Raw genomic sequence first — 14,867 nt, forward strand, 5'->3', positions numbered from 1 at the left:
TAGCAACTTCTGATGCAGACCCCGCCAGTCCATATCGGGCTCAAGGCGCTTGCCACGCTTGACGCAAACGGGCTTTTCATGTCGATACGCCGGCAAAGAGGGCCTTCGAAACATCCGATGAACGCGCTGCCAGCAAATCCTCCAGACGAGACCCACGCCGCGCTGCTTGGCCGGCTGGGCAGCCGTTCCGTCGTCTTTGTCGGGCTGATGGGCGCCGGTAAGACGGCGATCGGCCGCAAGGTGGCGACGATGCTGGCGCTGCCCTTCATCGACAGCGACCAGGAGATCGAAAGCGTCTCGCGCATGACCGTTCCGGAGCTGTTCGAGCGCTATGGCGAGACCGAGTTCAGGGCGCTGGAGCAGCGCGTCATCCTGCGCGTGCTGGAAAACGGCCCGCAGGTGCTGTCGACCGGCGGCGGCGCCTTCATGAACGCGCAGACGCGCGAGGCGATCGCAGCGCACGGCGTGTCGGTGTGGCTGAAGGCCGAACTCGACCTTCTGATGGATCGCGTCTCCAAGAAACAGAACAGGCCGCTCCTGAAAAGTGCCGACCCCCGTGCGGTGCTGGAGCGGCTGATGGGCGAGCGCTATCCGGTCTACGCGACATCCGATGTGACCGTGCCGACCCGCGACGACCGCAAGGAGGTCATCGCCACCGAGGTGGTCGACGCGCTGTGCCGGCATTTCGGCATCGATGAGACTGCCGCGACAGGCGAGGTGGGTCTGTGAGCGTCGATGCACCCGTTGTTGTCGAAGTCGGTCTTGGCGACCGGACCTACGACATTCTGATCGGTTCAGGATTGTTGGCCCGCGCGGGTGCGGAGATTTCGCGCCGCCTGCCGGGCACCCGCGCCGCTGTCATCACCGACGCCAATGTCGCGGCTGCGCATCTCGATGCGCTGAAAGCCGGCCTCGAAACGGTCGGCATCCAACCGGCCGTCATCACACTGCCGCCCGGCGAGAAGACCAAGAGCTTTGCCCATCTCGAAGAGGTGGTCGACGGTGTGCTGGCTGCGAAGCTGGAGCGCGGCGACATCGTCATTGCCCTTGGCGGCGGTGTCATCGGCGATCTCGCCGGCTTTGCCGCCGGCATCGTGCGCCGCGGTATGAATTTCGTGCAGATCCCGACCTCGCTGCTGGCGCAGGTCGATTCCTCGGTCGGCGGCAAGACCGGCATCAATAGTGCGCGCGGCAAGAACCTTGTCGGCGTCTTCCATCAGCCGAAACTGGTGCTGGCCGACACCGGAGTGCTCGACACGCTGCCGATCCGCGAATTCCGCGCCGGCTATGCCGAGCTTGCCAAATACGGGTTGATCGATCGACCGGAGTTTTTCGCCTGGCTGGAAGAGAACTGGGCCCAGGTGTTTGCCGGCGGGCCGGAGAGGGCGCAGGCGATTGCCGAAGCCTGCCGCGCCAAGGCCGACGTCGTTGCCCGCGACGAGTTCGAGACCGGCGATCGGGCATTGCTCAATCTCGGCCACACGTTCGGCCACGCGCTGGAAGCCGCCACCCAGTATGACGGAACCCGCCTCGTCCACGGCGAGGGCGTCGCCATCGGCATGGCGCTGGCGTACCGGTTCTCGTCGCGGCTCAACCTGGCCAGCCCCGACGATGCCGCGCGTGTCGAAGCGCATCTGCGCGCCGTCGGCCTGCCTTGGCGGATGGCTGATATTCCGGGCGAATTGCCCGACGCCGAGGCACTGCTGGCCTTCATCACGCAGGACAAGAAGGTGTCACGCGGCGCGCTGACCTTCATCCTGACGCGCGGCATCGGCCAGGCCTTCATCGCCAAGGACGTGCCGGCATCGGAAGTGCTGTCGTTCCTGAGGGAGAACCACCCAAAGGAAAGCGACCGGAGATGAACGAGCCCGGCTGGATCGTCGTCGCCGTCCTTGCCATCCTCATCCTGCTGCTCGTTGCCGTGCGCACGCGCCTGCTTGCCATGTTCGGATACGAGCTGTCGCGCATTGAGCCGCAGCGCTCGAGCCAGGACGAGTTGCGCGGCGCGGTCGACGATTTCCGCCGCGATGGCCAGGTGGTGCGCGAGGATCGCGACCGCGTCGGCGGCCTGTTCGATCTCGCCGAGCTTGAAGTGTCGGACATCATGGTCCACCGCACCAACATGCGCTCGGTCAATGCCGACAATGCGCCGGAGGCGGTGGTGCGCGAGATCCTGCAGAGCCCGCACACCCGCATGCCGCTGTGGAAGGGCTCGCTCGACAACATCGTCGGCGTGTTGCACGCCAAGGACCTGCTGCGCGCCTTGAACGAAGTCGGCAACGACTTCTCCAGGATCGATGTGATGAAGATCGCGTCGAAACCATGGTTCGTGCCCGACACGACGACCTTGCAGGAACAGCTCAACGCCTTCCTGCGCCGCAAGGCGCATTTCGCCATCGTCGTCGACGAATATGGCGAGGTCGAAGGGCTGGTGACGCTGGAGGACATTATCGAGGAGATCGTCGGCGAAATCGCCGACGAGCACGATGTCGACATCCAGGGCGTCAAGCAGGAGGCCGACGGCTCCGTTGTCGTCGATGGCAATGTGCCGATCCGCGACCTGAACCGGGCGCTTGACTGGAATCTGCCCGACGAGGAGGCGACCACGATCGCCGGCCTCGTCATCCACGAGACGCAGTCGATTCCCGAGGAGAAACAGGCTTTTACGTTCCACGGCAAGCGCTTCATCGTCATGAAACGCGACAAGAACCGGATCGCAAGGTTGAGGATCAAGCCGGTCGCATAGAGGGGTATGTTACCAATCCTTCATTGGAACTTCGCGGCGCCTCGGTGCATTTTCCGCCGGGGCGGCCAGGAGAGAATGATGATCGATCGACGAACCCTGCTTCTGGCCTCGATAGCGGCATTTCTGTCGACCGGCGCCTCCACCGCATCGCGTGCGCCGTCGCCAAAAACCTTCGACTACGGACCGGCCAAGCTCGACATCTATGCGCCAGATGGCGCAAGCGGCCTGCCAGTCGTGTTTTTCGTCCATGGTGGCACCTGGCAGTTCGGCAAACGCAGCCAGGTCAACGCCAAGCCGGCTTTCCTGCTCGCCAACGGCTTCTGCTTCGTCTCCATCGATTACCGCATGTTGCCCAAGGCCGATGTCGCCACGCAGGCCAGCGACGTCGAAAAGGCCTATGCCTATGTCAGCGCCAACATCGCCCAGCATGGCGGCGACCCTGACCGCATTGTCGGCATGGGCCATTCGGCCGGCTGCCATCTGATTGCATTGACCGGCATGCGCGGCGGGTTGCCGGGCGTCGCTGCGCTCATCCTCGATGATACAAGGGCCTACGATCTTGCAGCGCTTGCCAAAAATGGCGGCATGGTGCGGGCCTATGCGCGTGTGTTTTCCGACCCCGCGCAATGGGCGGCACTGTCGCCGGCCAGCTATGTCGACGGCCGCAAGCATCCACCGACCTTCATTGCCTATTCGCGGGCGCCTGGCCGTGGCGAGGATTCGAAGGCCTTTGCCGAGCGGCTGCGCGCCACCGGCACCAGGGTCACGCTGTTCGACGGCAGCGCCTATACCCACATGTCGATCAATCACGATTTCGGCGAGGACGGCGACGCGCTGACCGCTGCCGCGCTGGCATTCCTGAGATCGACGGTCGGCTGATCGAGGTTCGTGCGTTAGCGACTGGATCAGATCAAAAGCCTAGGCGGGATATTGCCGTGCGGCTGCTCGTGGGTGCAAGTGCTCTGCGATCTTGAGCGGGAGAGAATTGCATGAACGGCGCCGATGTCCTGTGTGACGTGCTTCTGGCCAACGATGTGACGGTCTGCTTCGCCAACCCCGGCACGTCCGAGATGCATTTCGTTGCAGCACTTGACCGCAAACCGCAGATGCGTTGCGTGCTTGGCCTTTTCGAGGGCGTGGTGACCGGTGCCGCCGACGGCTATGCACGGATGACCGATCGCCCCGCCGCGACGCTGCTGCACACCGGTCCCGGCCTAGCCAATGGTCTCGCCAACATGCACAATGCGCGGCGCGCCTTCAGCCCGATGATCAACATCGTCGGCGACCATGCCTCCTACCATTTGCCGCTCGATGCGCCGCTGACCAGCGATATCGAAGGCCTTGCGCGGCCGATGTCGAACTGGGTGCGCCGCATCGGTGGCCCGGACGATGTCGCGCCGGCGACCGAGGCGGCCTTGCGCGCATCGCTGACACCTCCCGGCGTCACGACCCTGATCCTCCCGGCGGATGCCGCCTGGGGTGAGGTCGGCGCGGTCTCGGTCAGCAAGGTGAGCCTGGCGCCGCCGCCCGCCGTCGACATGGGCGCGGTAAGAAAAATCGCCGCGGCGATCCGCGCCGCTCCGGGTCGGGTCGGCATGGTGGTTCGCGGGAGGGCCGCACGAGCCGATTCGCTCGCCATCGCCGGGCAGATCTCGACGGGCAGCGGTGTCCGCCTGTTCAGCGAGGTCCTGATCGCGCGGATGCAGCGCGGGCGTGGGCACGTCGCGCCGACACGCATCCCCTATCCGGTCGATGCGGCGACGGCCGTGCTCAGGGATATCGACGTCCTGATCCTCGTCGGCGGGAAGGAACCCGTTGCCTTCTTCGCCTATCCGGGAAAACCGGGACGGCTTGTCCGTGAGGGCTGCCAGGTGCTGACGCTGGCAGCTCATGGCGACGATTTGCATGCGGCGCTGGAGGCGCTTCGCGACGAACTCGGCATAAAGCCGTCGCAACAGCAGGTGTTCGCGACCGCTTTCCCCGACGAGGCAACGCCGAATGGCAGGCTGACGGAAGATGCCATCGCATTGTCGGTGGCGCGCAAGCTTCCCGCGGATGCGATCATCTGCGACGAAGCGGTCACCTCGGCGCGGCGTTTCTTCGCGCTGTCGGCCTTTGCCGCGCCGCACGACTACATGATGGGCACGGGCGGATCGATCGGCGGGGGCATCCCGATGGCGACCGGGGCGGCAATCGCCTGTCCCGACCGCAAAGTGGTCAATCTCGAGGCCGACGGCAGCGGCATGTACACGGTGCAGGGGTTGTGGACCCAGGCCAGGGAAAAGCTCGACGTGGTGACCATCGTCTTTGCCAACCGAACCTATGCGATCCTGCATGGCGAGATGAAGAATGTCGGTGTCGAAGCGATAGGCGAGAACGCCAGGCGCATGCTCGATCTCGACCATCCGCCGCTGGACTGGGTCTCGCTGGCCAAAGGCATGGGCGTGGAGGCGGCTCGCGCCGATACATGCGAGCGCTTCGACGCGCTGCTGGACAGTGCGCTGTCGCGGCGCGGGCCGTTCCTCATCGAAGCAGTGCTCTGAGCGCGGGGAAGCGACCTACCAGCGGGTCTTTTCGCCGGGGGCCGCCGGTTCGATCGCCAGCGCGTGCACGCCGGCCTTCAGTTCGTCGGCAAGCAATTCGTTGACGGCACGGTGACGGTCGATGCGGCTCATGCCGGCAAAGGCGGAAGCGACGACGCGGACGCGAAAATGCGTCTCGCCGGTGCCGTCATAGGCGCCGTGATGATCGGAGCCGTGGTGGTGGTGGCCGGCATGGAGATGGCTCTCGTTGATGATGACCAGCCGGTCCGGCGAAAATGCCTTGTTGAGCTTGTCTTCCATGGTCGTCTGTATGGACATCGCCGTCTCCCTTCACCACATATGGCTGGCGCATCAGCCTTGAAACCGAAAATCGGTCCGTACAAAGCCGCTGCCCCGCAACAAAATCCGCCATTCGCCTGCTTTATGCCGCGATTCAGCGGTTAGGGCGATGATCGCGAAAATGTCAATTCTTGTTTCGCATCTGCGAACGCCCCATAAATGGGTTAGATGAAGCCGTACCCCAAATATTTCGAGAAGATTCGCGTCCGCCCCGACAAGGACGCGGAGCTGAAGTCGCATTCGCCGATTTGCCAGTGGGACGGCTGCAAGGAGGCGGGCACGCATCGCGCGCCGGTCGGGCGCATGAAGGAGGGCGAGTATTTCCGCTTCTGCTTCGACCATGTGCGCGAGTACAACAAGGGCTTCAACTATTTCTCCGGCGTGCCGGACACCGAGGTCGCGCGCTTCCAGAAGGAAGCGATGACCGGTCACCGGCCGACCTGGAAGATGGGCGTCAACGGCGCCTCGACGCGGTCGTCGCCGGATGTGGCGCAGATGCGTTCCGGCCGCGCCGGCTACTATAATCGCATGCGCGACCCGTTCGACCTGTTCAAGGGGCCGAAGGATCCGCGCGAGGCGCGCGAGCGCAAGGCCAAGCCGCTTGAGGCCAAGGCGCTGGAAACGCTTGGCCTTGATACAAAGGCGACTGGCAAGGAGATCAAGGCGCGCTATAAGGAACTGGTGAAACTCCACCATCCGGATGCGAATGGTGGCGACAGAGGTTCGGAAGACCGGTTCCGCGATGTGCTGCAGGCCTATCGCGTGCTCAAACAGGCGGGCTTGTGCTGAGCGACCATACGGTTCGTGTCGTTTTCCAACTTTCATAAGGTTGGAAAAGGCTCTAAGACCGCCCCCGGACAAATTCGATTGCCGGCGAAATCAGGCTTTTCGCCCGTGGAGACGTTGAGAGATATGAACAAGGTCGATCGTGACATCGCCAACCTGCCCGACACAACGGTGTCGGTGAAGGAAAAAATTCGGCTTCGAGTCCAAGATGGTGGTGCCGGCCTATTCGGTGACATCCGAGCATGTGCCCGACATCGATCCGGACTATCTGTTCGACAAGAACACGACGATGGCGATCCTTGCGGGCTTTGCCTACAACCGCCGCGTCATGGTGTCGGGCTATCACGGCACCGGCAAGTCGACCCATATCGAACAGGTCGCGGCCCGCCTCAACTGGCCCTGCGTGCGCGTCAATCTCGACAGCCATGTCAGCCGTATCGATCTCGTCGGCAAGGACGCGATCGTCGTCAAGGACGGCTTGCAGATCACCGAATTCCGCGACGGCATCCTGCCCTGGGCCTACCAGCACAATGTCGCGCTCTGCTTCGACGAGTACGATGCCGGCCGTCCGGACGTGATGTTCGTCATCCAGCGCGTGCTGGAATCGTCTGGCCGGCTGACGCTGCTCGACCAGAGCCGGGTCATCCGCCCACATCCGGCGTTCCGGCTGTTTTCGACCGCCAACACGGTCGGTCTCGGCGACACCACAGGCCTCTATCACGGCACCCAGCAGATCAACCAGGCGCAGATGGACCGCTGGTCGATCGTCACCACGCTGAACTACCTGCCGCACGACAATGAAGTCGCCATCGTGCTGGCCAAGGCCAAGCATTATCGCGACGCCAAGGGCAAGGACATCGTCAACAAGATGGTGCGCGTCGCCGACATGACGCGCTCGGCCTTCATCAATGGCGATCTGTCGACCGTGATGAGCCCGCGTACCGTCATCACCTGGGCCGAGAATGCCGAGATTTTCGGCAATATCGGCATGGCGTTCCGGCTGACCTTCCTCAACAAGTGCGACGAACTGGAACGCTCGGTGGTTGCGGAGTTCTACCAGCGCGCCTTTGGCGAGGATCTGCCGGAATCAGCGGCAAATGTGGTGCTGGGCTAAGCAGAGTCTCGATGGCGGGTCCGGGCGACAACACGCGCAACAAGTCGAAGACGGGGTCTGAAGCCGACAGCTTCAAGCGCGCCGTCACCGTCTGCATGCGCGCCATCGCCGGCGACAAGGAACTGGAAGTCGGTTTCGCCAAGGACCGGCCGGCGCTCGCCGGCAGCCGCGCCCGTTTGCCCGAACTGCCGAAGAAGGCGTCGAAGACCGATATCGCGATTACCCGTGGCCTTGGCGATTCCATGGCGCTGAAGCGCGCCTGCCACGATGTGCGTATCCACACCAAGCTGGCGCCGGAAGGCAAGGCGGCCCGCGCCATCTATGACGCGGTCGAGCAGGCCCGTGTCGAGGCGATCGGCAGCCGCGCCATGCAGGGCGTTGCCGACAATATCGGCTCGATGCTGGAGGACAAATACGCCAAGGCCAATCTTGTCGACGTCAAGGACAAGGCCGACGCGCCGATCGAGGAGGCACTCGCGCTCATGGTGCGCGAGAAGCTGACCGGCCGGCCGATCCCCAAGAGCGGCGAGCGGCTGGTCGAGCTCTGGCGGCCCTGGGTCGAGGAAAAGGCCAAGGCTGACCTCGACGGATTGTCGGCCAAGCTCGGCGACCAGCAGGCCTTTGCCCGCGTCGTGCGCGAGATGCTCGCCTCCATGGAAATGGCCGAGGAGCTCGGCGACGACCAGGAGACGGAAGACTCCGAGGACAATGACGACAACCAGCCGCAAGGCGAGGAGCAGAGCGAGGAGGGCGGCGAAGAGGATTCCGGCTCCGAGCAGTCGCAATCCGAGGATGCCGAAGCTTCGGCCGATGACGAGCAGTCGGCCGAGACGGAAGCCTCCGACGCCACCGCCGACGACCTCTCCGACGATGACGATGCGGACGCCGAGACACCCGGCGAGGCGCGCCGCAACGACAATCCCTTCACCAATCTGCCGAAAGAAATCGACTACAAGGTCTTCACCACCGCTTTCGACGAGACGGTCGGCGCCGAGGAGCTTTGCGAAGAAGAAGAGCTCGACCGGCTGCGCGCCTTCCTCGACAAGCAGCTGGCCAATCTGTCAGGCGTCGTCGGGCGGCTCGCCAACCGGCTGCAGCGCCGGCTGATGGCACAGCAGAACCGCTCCTGGGATTTCGACCTGGAAGAGGGCTACCTCGATCCGGCACGGCTGGTGCGCGTCGTCATCGATCCGATGCAGCCGCTGTCGTTCAAGCAGGAGCGTGACACCAAGTTCCGCGACACGGTGGTGACGCTGGTGCTCGACAATTCCGGCTCGATGCGCGGCCGGCCGATCACGGTCGCCGCCACCTGCGCCGACATTCTGGCGCGTACGCTGGAACGCTGCGGCGTCTCGGTCGAGATCCTCGGCTTCACCACGCGGGCGTGGAAGGGCGGACAGGCGCGCGAGAAGTGGCTGAAGGACGGCAAGCCGCCGAACCCAGGCCGGCTCAACGATCTGCGCCACATCATCTACAAGTCCGCCGACCATCCGTGGCGGCGGGCACGGCGCAATCTCGGCCTGATGATGCGCGAAGGCCTGCTCAAGGAAAACATCGACGGCGAGGCGCTGCTGTGGGCGCACAATCGGCTGATTGCGCGGCCGGAGCAGCGCAAGATCCTGATGATGATCTCGGACGGCGCGCCGGTCGACGATTCGACGCTGTCGGTCAATCCGGGCAACTATCTCGAACGCCATCTGCGCGCCGTCATCGAACTGATCGAGACGCGCTCGCCGGTGGAACTGCTGGCCATCGGCATCGGCCATGACGTCACGCGCTACTACCGCCGCGCCGTCACCATCGTCGATGCCGAGGAACTGGCCGGTGCCATGACCGAGCAGCTGGCTTCGCTGTTCGCCGAGGAGAGCGCCAAGGACACGCGGCGCGGCGGCATGCGGCGCGCCGGATGATCTTCTCGCGCGGCGGCTTTCAGCGCACGCTTTTCGCCGCCATCGCCCTGCTTTCCGGCGTCGTTTCGGCGGCAGCCGGCTCGGCCGGCTCAAGCGCGGTCGAACCGGTCGAGGTGTCAGCTCGCCCGATCACCGAATTCCACATCGGCCATGCCGACAAGCAGTTCGGCCCGCTCGAATTCGTCGGCGGGCTGGAGATGACCTCGCCGATTCGCGATTTCGGTGCGCTGTCGGCCTTCCGTTTCCTGAAAGCTGGCGGTGACTTCATCGGCGTTGCCGACACCGGCTTCTGGTTCTTCGGTACGGTGGTTCGCGACGCCGACAAGCGGCCGTCCGGCATCCAGAATTTCCGCATGCAGCAGATGGTCGACGAGACCGGCCGGCCGATCGACAAGAAATGGGAGGTCGATGCCGAAGGCCTCGCGGTCAAGGACGGCATAGCCACCGTCGGCTTCGAGCGTACCCACCGCGTCGCTCAGTTCAAGATCGACCCGGCCGACATGAAGGCGCCGTTCAAGCAGCTGGATTTCGTGGTTCCGGCCCGGGAGTTGCGGCAGAATCGCGGCTTCGAGACCATCACCCATGCCAATGCCAACGGCCAGCACGAGGGCGGTCTGGTCGTGGTCTCCGAGAAGAGCCTCGACAAGGCCGGCAACATCTACGCCGCCATCATCGAAGGGCCGCACAAGGGTGTCTTCACCGTCAAGCGCAACGGCGATTTCGACATCACCGACGGCGCCTTCCTGCCGGATGGCGATCTGCTGCTTCTGGAGCGCAGCTTCTCGATGGCCCGCGGCGTCAAGATGCGGCTGCGGCGCATCTATGGCGAAAGCGTCGAGAAAGGCGCTGTCGCCGACGGACCGGTGCTGCTGGAGGCCGACATGGGCTACCAGATCGACAATATGGAAGGGCTCGACGTCTGGACCCGCGACGACGGCGCGCAGATGGTGTCGCTGATCTCCGACGACAACCACTCGATCCTGCAGCGCAACCTCTATCTGGAATTCATCCTGCATCAGGATTGAGCGTCGCTCCAACTGCGAAGCTGACGTTGAGGGTTTTCAACGGCGGCTGAGCGTTTTCGCCAACGCCTTCCCCCACCCCGTCGCCGCTACGCGGTGTCCAGCCGATAGATGGGTAACAGTTTGAACCGGATACATGGGTAACAGTTCTCCCCCTATGTGTCCGGCGCAGCGCCAAGCGGTTTGGTTGGCGCGGCGCTGCGACGGACAAGCTTCATACGCTTGGTGTCGATGATGCCGAGCGGATGAGCATGGAAGCTGAGCGCCCATTGGCCATCCTCGGTCTGTGCGGCGGCGACAGCTTCGCCGGCCAGCGTTTGCGAGACATAGACGAAGCCGCCATTCCACTTGATCTCACCATTGTGGCGCACACGGCGCACCGCCGCCTCGTCCGGGTACTCGGGCTCGGGCGGCGTTCCTGGCATGGCGCGCAGTGAGGGGCGGTAATGCTGGGCCGGCGTGTCCATGGCCAGTGCCTCATGCGGGCGTTCCTCATTGTAGCTGCGCCGGAAGGCCTCGAAGGCTTGGCCCTGGGCCATTCTGTCGGCCGCAGGGTCCTTGGCCAGTGGCAGCATGGTCAGATGAAAGCGCTCATGGCGTCCGTTCTGCTGCGGCTTGCCGGGCGCAATCCGCTCCAGCGTGATGCCGAGCTTGATGAAGCGCGTCGCAAGTGGCGTCAGCCCGGTGACGCCGGGCGACGCGAAGGGTGGGCCATTGTCGCTTCTGAACCGATCGGGCGGGTGCGCACCTGCCGGATCGAGCCGGGCGGGCTTGCTCCGCTCGCCGACTGGATTACCGAACGCCGCATACCGGCGGAACGCTACCTCGACCGGCTCGGCCAGATCCTGGCCGAGACAGACCAATCCCCCAAGAAAAATCAGGACCAGGAAAAGGACGAGCAGCAATGAACCAGATCGCCCCCGTCAAAGACGAGCATTCCGTCATCCACTCCACCTTCACCATCGAGCGGACCTATCCACAATCGCCGGCCCAAGTCTTCCATGCCTTCGCCGACAAGGCGACCGTGCGGCGCTGGCGGGTCGAAGGCGATGGTTTTGCCATCGCTGAATTCAGCTTCGACTTCCGCATCGGAGGTGGCGAGGTGTCGCGATTCAGCTATGCCGGCGGTCCGGAGGTCAGGCTCGACGCGCAGTTTCAGGACATCGTTCCCGACCAGCGCATCGTGTTTTCCTACCGGATGGCGATCGGGCCGCAGCCGATGTCGGCATCCCTTACCACTGTCGAGCTGACGCCCTCAGGCAATGGCGCGCGGCTGACCTATACCGAGCAGGGCGCTTTTTTCGACGGTGTCGATTCCGCCAAGGGGCGAGAAGAGGGAACCCGTGGGCTGCTGGAAGCCCTTGCTGCGGAACTTCAGAAGTCGAAGTAAACGTGGCTGAGCACTTCTGCGGTCGACCCGCCCAGCCTCAGGTCAGGATCGTGAGCCGCTGGCGGCGATCCAGATGACATGGCGCGCGCCGCGCTTGCCGTTGGCGCGCGTACTGACCTCCTCGACCGTGAAGCCTGCCTGCTTCAGCCGCCGCGTGAAGCCGCTGTCGGGGCCTTGCGACCACACCGCCAGCACACCACCCGGCTTCAGCGCGGCGCGTGCGGCACTGAGGCCCTGCAGGCTGTAAAGCGCATCGTTGGATTTGTGGACGATGCCTTCCGGGCCGTTGTCGACATCGAGCAGGATGGCGTCCCAGGCCGCGGGCCCAGACCGTATCAACTGCCCGACATCGGTCTCCCGGATGGTGACGCGCGGATCGTCGAGACAGCTGCCAAAGATTTCGGCCATTGGGCCACGTGCCCAGGCAACGACCGCCGGCACCAGTTCGGCGACGACGATGCCTGCGTCACTGCGTTCAGCGAGTGCGGCGCGCAGCGTAAAACCCATGCCAAGCCCACCGATCAGGATTCTTGGCTGCCGGTGGCCGGCAATCCGCTCGCATGACAGTTTTGCCAGCGCTTCCTCGGAGCCGCTGAGGCGGCTGTTCATCAGCTCGTTGCCGCCGAGCATGATCGAGAATTCGGAACCGCGCCGCTTGAGGCGAAGTTCTTGTGCGCCGTCAGGAGTCTTCGCCGTATCGAGCTGGACCCAGGGGATCATGGTCTTTGTCCGACCATGATCTTTTCCGAAAACCGGGTCTCAAGTTTCGCTGACGCGGACCTTCGGTTCGGGATCATGGCTTAAGCCGCTATCGCCGGCTGGCTCCAGCGGGCGGCGAGCAGCCGGTAGGGGATCAATGCCACCACGGCGATGATCAGCTTCACCGAGAGATCGCCAAGCGCCCACGAAACCCAGCGCATCGCATCGACATGGAAGACGCCCATCAAAGGCGCAGTTTCCAGCGCAAAGCTGTCGTTGGGGCCAGCGAAGGCAAAGGCGGCCGAGAAGGCGACGGTGAAGAACACGGCGGTGTCGAACACCGACCCGGCCAGTGTGCCGACGATCGGCGCGCGCCACCAGCTCTGCCGGCGCAGCCGGTTGAACACGGTCACATCGAGCAATTGCGCGGAAAGGAACGCGGCGCCGGACGCTGCAGCGATGCGCACCAGCCGGTCGGCGGCGGTCTCGAATTCGATCAGGCCGTGGCGAAACAGGAAGGGCGGGACAAGGATCGAGCAGACCACCGCTGTCATGAAGCCGACAAGGACGATCCTGCGCGCCACGGTAGGCCCGTAGCGGCGGTTGGCGAGGTCGGTGACCAGGAAGGAGAAGGGATAGGTGAAGGCGCCCCAGGTCAAAAGGTCGGCCAGCGACAGGCCGCCGATCTGACCCTGCATCGGGAACTGCACGAGAATGTTCGATGCCACGACGACAAGCGCCATGGCGGCCACGAATGGCAGATATCGCGAGAAGAAAGTCATTTTTTTATCCTGGGTAATGGAACCAGCGGAGCACCTTTTAGGCGATGCTCGCTCGTATTTGAGCACCGGATTGCCGAAACCTTGCGGATTCGATCCGATGCCAAGGCCAACAAGAGGTTGGCCAGAGGCCAACAAGAGGTTGGCCAGGGCGGTCGTCCCCCGCCTTTGAACTGTTTTAAGCGGCAGCCTGCTCGGCGGTCTTCTTGGCGATCTGCTTCTTCAAGAGACGCGCGCGCTGCGACAATTCCTTGACGTCGGCCTTGGCCAGGAAGGCGTCGAGACCGCCGCGATGTTCGACCGAACGCAGCGCGTTGGCCGAGATGCGCAGGCGCACATTCTGGTTCAGCGCTTCCGAAATCAGCGTCACATTGACGAGGTTCGGCAGGAAGCGACGCTTGGTCTTGTTGTTGGCGTGGCTCACATTGTTGCCGGACATGACTGCCTTGGCAGTGAGTTCGCAGGTGCGGGACATGGTTCTAACCTTCAGTTCTCGGGGTCTGCCAAACCTTTGTGCCCACGCCGGGTGGCGCGCGGTTCTGGTCAGGCGGCCTTATGGAAAAAGTTGGCGTTCCATAGTTGCATTTCGCCGAGGCGTCAAGCTCCGGCTTCCCCACGGAAGCGCCCGGCATTTCATATTAAGGCCGGAATTCATCCTATAAGCGGTCTGATAGGGACATGCCAGACCGGAGTTGCCCGCCTCCGGCCGAAAATCAAGGACCCGATCCCGCCATGCTTCGTTCGTCATATGCCCTTGTCGCCATGCTTGCCATTGCCTTGCCGTCCGCCGCGTCTGCTGCCTCGCCGCAGTCGTTCAAGGGCGAGTACACGGTGTCGTTCCTTGGTCTTTCGATAGCGAGATCAACGTTTTCAAGCCGCTATGAGAACGGCGCCTACGCCATCGAAGGCAGCGTCACCGCGGCCGGGCTGGCCAAGCTGTTCGACGACACGCGTGGCACGATCTCGTCCAAAGGCACGATTGCGGGCAAGAAGATGGTGCCGCAGGCGTTCCGTGCCGATTACACCTCCGGCAAGAAAGCGTCGGTGGTCGATATCCGCTTTGCCAATGGCGCGGTCACCTCGACGCAGGTCGTCCCGGCGCCGGGCAAGCGCGATCCCAACAGTTGGGTGCCGATCAGTGCCGGCGACCTGGCATCGGTGCTCGATCCGATGGCCGCCACCGTCATCCATGCCGACAGCCTCGACCAGGTCTGTGGCCGCACGGTGAAGTTCTATGACGGCGAGATGCGCGCCAACCTGGCGCTGACCTATGCTTCGAAAGGCACGATCTCGGTGCCGGGCTACAAGGGCGACACGGTCACTTGCCGGATGGGTTTCGAGCCGGTGGCGGGCTACCGCAAGGGTCGCAAGGCGCTCAACTATCTCAAGAACAAAAGCCGCATGATGGTGACGTTTGCACCGCTCGGCCAAACCGGCGTATATGCGCCGATCCATGCCACGGTGGGCACGCAGATCGGCACTTTGACCATCAGCGCCGGGCGTTTCGAAGCGGTACAATAGCCAGGCGCGGAATTGGCG

The 14,867-nt window shown here is 63.8% G+C and carries 14 protein-coding genes and 2 pseudogenes; 11 read left to right on the forward strand and 5 right to left on the reverse strand.

The features are described from left to right. Positions 1-117: 117 nt before the first annotated feature. From HB777_34125 to HB777_34145, 5 genes are all read left to right on the forward strand, one after another. Positions 118-729 carry a shikimate kinase gene (locus HB777_34125; GenBank protein ID QND68483.1) on the forward strand — a complete coding sequence of 204 codons (612 nt, stop codon included), beginning with the start codon at positions 118-120 and terminating at the stop codon, positions 727-729. Beyond that, a complete protein-coding gene (locus HB777_34130) occupies positions 726-1,862 on the forward strand; it encodes a 3-dehydroquinate synthase (protein ID QND68484.1) in 1,137 nt (378 codons plus the stop codon). Before HB777_34125 ends, HB777_34130 begins: the two co-directional genes overlap by 4 nt. Continuing rightward, the gene (locus HB777_34135; protein QND68485.1) at positions 1,859-2,746 is read left to right on the forward strand and encodes an HlyC/CorC family transporter; all 888 of its coding nucleotides are present in this window, start codon (positions 1,859-1,861) and stop codon (positions 2,744-2,746) included. Before HB777_34130 ends, HB777_34135 begins: the two co-directional genes overlap by 4 nt. Positions 2,747-2,824: 78 nt before the next feature. Next, a complete protein-coding gene (locus HB777_34140) occupies positions 2,825-3,625 on the forward strand; it encodes an alpha/beta hydrolase (protein ID QND68486.1) in 801 nt (266 codons plus the stop codon). Between the two features lie 110 nt (positions 3,626-3,735). Next, a complete protein-coding gene (locus HB777_34145) occupies positions 3,736-5,289 on the forward strand; it encodes an acetolactate synthase large subunit (GenBank protein QND68487.1) in 1,554 nt (517 codons plus the stop codon). Between the two features lie 15 nt (positions 5,290-5,304). On the opposite strand, the gene HB777_34150 is transcribed toward HB777_34145, so the two are convergent. After that, positions 5,305-5,607, reverse strand: coding sequence for a BolA family transcriptional regulator (locus HB777_34150; GenBank protein ID QND68488.1), 303 nt, complete (start codon positions 5,605-5,607; stop codon positions 5,305-5,307). A 189-nt stretch (positions 5,608-5,796) separates the two neighbouring features. Here HB777_34150 and HB777_34155 point away from each other — a divergent pair, with 189 nt between their 5' ends. The 4 genes and pseudogenes from HB777_34155 to HB777_34170 all read left to right on the forward strand — a co-directional run bounded on the left by HB777_34155 (position 5,797) and on the right by HB777_34170 (position 10,463). Continuing rightward, positions 5,797-6,417 carry a J domain-containing protein gene (locus HB777_34155; GenBank protein ID QND68489.1) on the forward strand — a complete coding sequence of 207 codons (621 nt, stop codon included), beginning with the start codon at positions 5,797-5,799 and terminating at the stop codon, positions 6,415-6,417. A 123-nt stretch (positions 6,418-6,540) separates the two neighbouring features. Beyond that, positions 6,541-7,528 (forward strand): annotated as a pseudogene (cobS, locus tag HB777_34160) (cobaltochelatase subunit CobS). A gap of 11 nt (positions 7,529-7,539) precedes the next feature. Then, complete coding sequence (cobT, locus tag HB777_34165) at positions 7,540-9,438, forward strand: cobaltochelatase subunit CobT (protein ID QND68490.1); 1,899 nt, start codon at positions 7,540-7,542, stop codon at positions 9,436-9,438. Further along, entirely contained in the window at positions 9,435-10,463 is a 1,029-nt protein-coding gene (locus HB777_34170) for a hypothetical protein (protein ID QND68491.1), read from the forward strand. Before cobT ends, HB777_34170 begins: the two co-directional genes overlap by 4 nt. 152 nt (positions 10,464-10,615) lie before the next feature. Here the strand turns inward: HB777_34170 and HB777_34175 are convergent. Beyond that, positions 10,616-11,197, reverse strand: a pseudogene (locus HB777_34175) (transposase family protein). Positions 11,198-11,364: 167 nt separating this feature from the next. On the opposite strand from HB777_34175, the gene HB777_34180 reads away from it, so the two are divergent. Further along, complete coding sequence (locus HB777_34180; GenBank protein ID QND68492.1) at positions 11,365-11,850, forward strand: polyketide cyclase; 486 nt, start codon at positions 11,365-11,367, stop codon at positions 11,848-11,850. A 42-nt stretch (positions 11,851-11,892) separates the two neighbouring features. On the opposite strand, the gene HB777_34185 is transcribed toward HB777_34180, so the two are convergent. The 3 genes from HB777_34185 to rpmB all read right to left on the reverse strand — a co-directional run bounded on the left by HB777_34185 (position 11,893) and on the right by rpmB (position 13,803). Next, complete coding sequence (locus tag HB777_34185; protein ID QND68493.1) at positions 11,893-12,570, reverse strand: hypothetical protein; 678 nt, start codon at positions 12,568-12,570, stop codon at positions 11,893-11,895. Between the two features lie 80 nt (positions 12,571-12,650). Further along, positions 12,651-13,331, reverse strand: a complete 681-nt coding sequence (locus HB777_34190) for a queuosine precursor transporter (GenBank protein ID QND68494.1) — start codon at positions 13,329-13,331, stop codon at positions 12,651-12,653. Positions 13,332-13,506: 175 nt separating this feature from the next. Then, positions 13,507-13,803 carry a 50S ribosomal protein L28 gene (rpmB, locus tag HB777_34195; GenBank protein QND68495.1) on the reverse strand — a complete coding sequence of 99 codons (297 nt, stop codon included), beginning with the start codon at positions 13,801-13,803 and terminating at the stop codon, positions 13,507-13,509. 257 nt (positions 13,804-14,060) lie between these two features. On the opposite strand from rpmB, the gene HB777_34200 reads away from it, so the two are divergent. Then, a complete protein-coding gene (locus tag HB777_34200; GenBank protein ID QND68496.1) occupies positions 14,061-14,849 on the forward strand; it encodes a DUF3108 domain-containing protein in 789 nt (262 codons plus the stop codon). The last annotated feature ends 18 nt before the right edge of the window (positions 14,850-14,867 follow it).

The sequence above is a fragment of the Mesorhizobium loti genome, assembly GCA_014189435.1.
Classification (GTDB): Bacteria; Pseudomonadota; Alphaproteobacteria; order Rhizobiales; family Rhizobiaceae; genus Mesorhizobium; species Mesorhizobium loti_G.

Coding starts and splice junctions, on each gene's coding strand:
- HB777_34185 (QND68493.1), bottom strand. CDS start 12,570: ATGATCCCCTGGGTCCAGCTCGATACGGCGAAGACTCCTGACGGCGCA.
- HB777_34135 (QND68485.1), top strand. CDS start 1,859: ATGAACGAGCCCGGCTGGATCGTCGTCGCCGTCCTTGCCATCCTCATC.
- HB777_34155 (QND68489.1), top strand. CDS start 5,797: ATGAAGCCGTACCCCAAATATTTCGAGAAGATTCGCGTCCGCCCCGAC.
- HB777_34125 (QND68483.1), top strand. CDS start 118: ATGAACGCGCTGCCAGCAAATCCTCCAGACGAGACCCACGCCGCGCTG.
- HB777_34150 (QND68488.1), bottom strand. CDS start 5,607: ATGTCCATACAGACGACCATGGAAGACAAGCTCAACAAGGCATTTTCG.
- HB777_34140 (QND68486.1), top strand. CDS start 2,825: ATGATCGATCGACGAACCCTGCTTCTGGCCTCGATAGCGGCATTTCTG.
- HB777_34180 (QND68492.1), top strand. CDS start 11,365: ATGAACCAGATCGCCCCCGTCAAAGACGAGCATTCCGTCATCCACTCC.
- HB777_34170 (QND68491.1), top strand. CDS start 9,435: ATGATCTTCTCGCGCGGCGGCTTTCAGCGCACGCTTTTCGCCGCCATC.
- cobT (QND68490.1), top strand. CDS start 7,540: ATGGCGGGTCCGGGCGACAACACGCGCAACAAGTCGAAGACGGGGTCT.
- HB777_34190 (QND68494.1), bottom strand. CDS start 13,331: ATGACTTTCTTCTCGCGATATCTGCCATTCGTGGCCGCCATGGCGCTT.
- HB777_34200 (QND68496.1), top strand. CDS start 14,061: ATGCTTCGTTCGTCATATGCCCTTGTCGCCATGCTTGCCATTGCCTTG.
- rpmB (QND68495.1), bottom strand. CDS start 13,803: ATGTCCCGCACCTGCGAACTCACTGCCAAGGCAGTCATGTCCGGCAAC.
- HB777_34145 (QND68487.1), top strand. CDS start 3,736: ATGAACGGCGCCGATGTCCTGTGTGACGTGCTTCTGGCCAACGATGTG.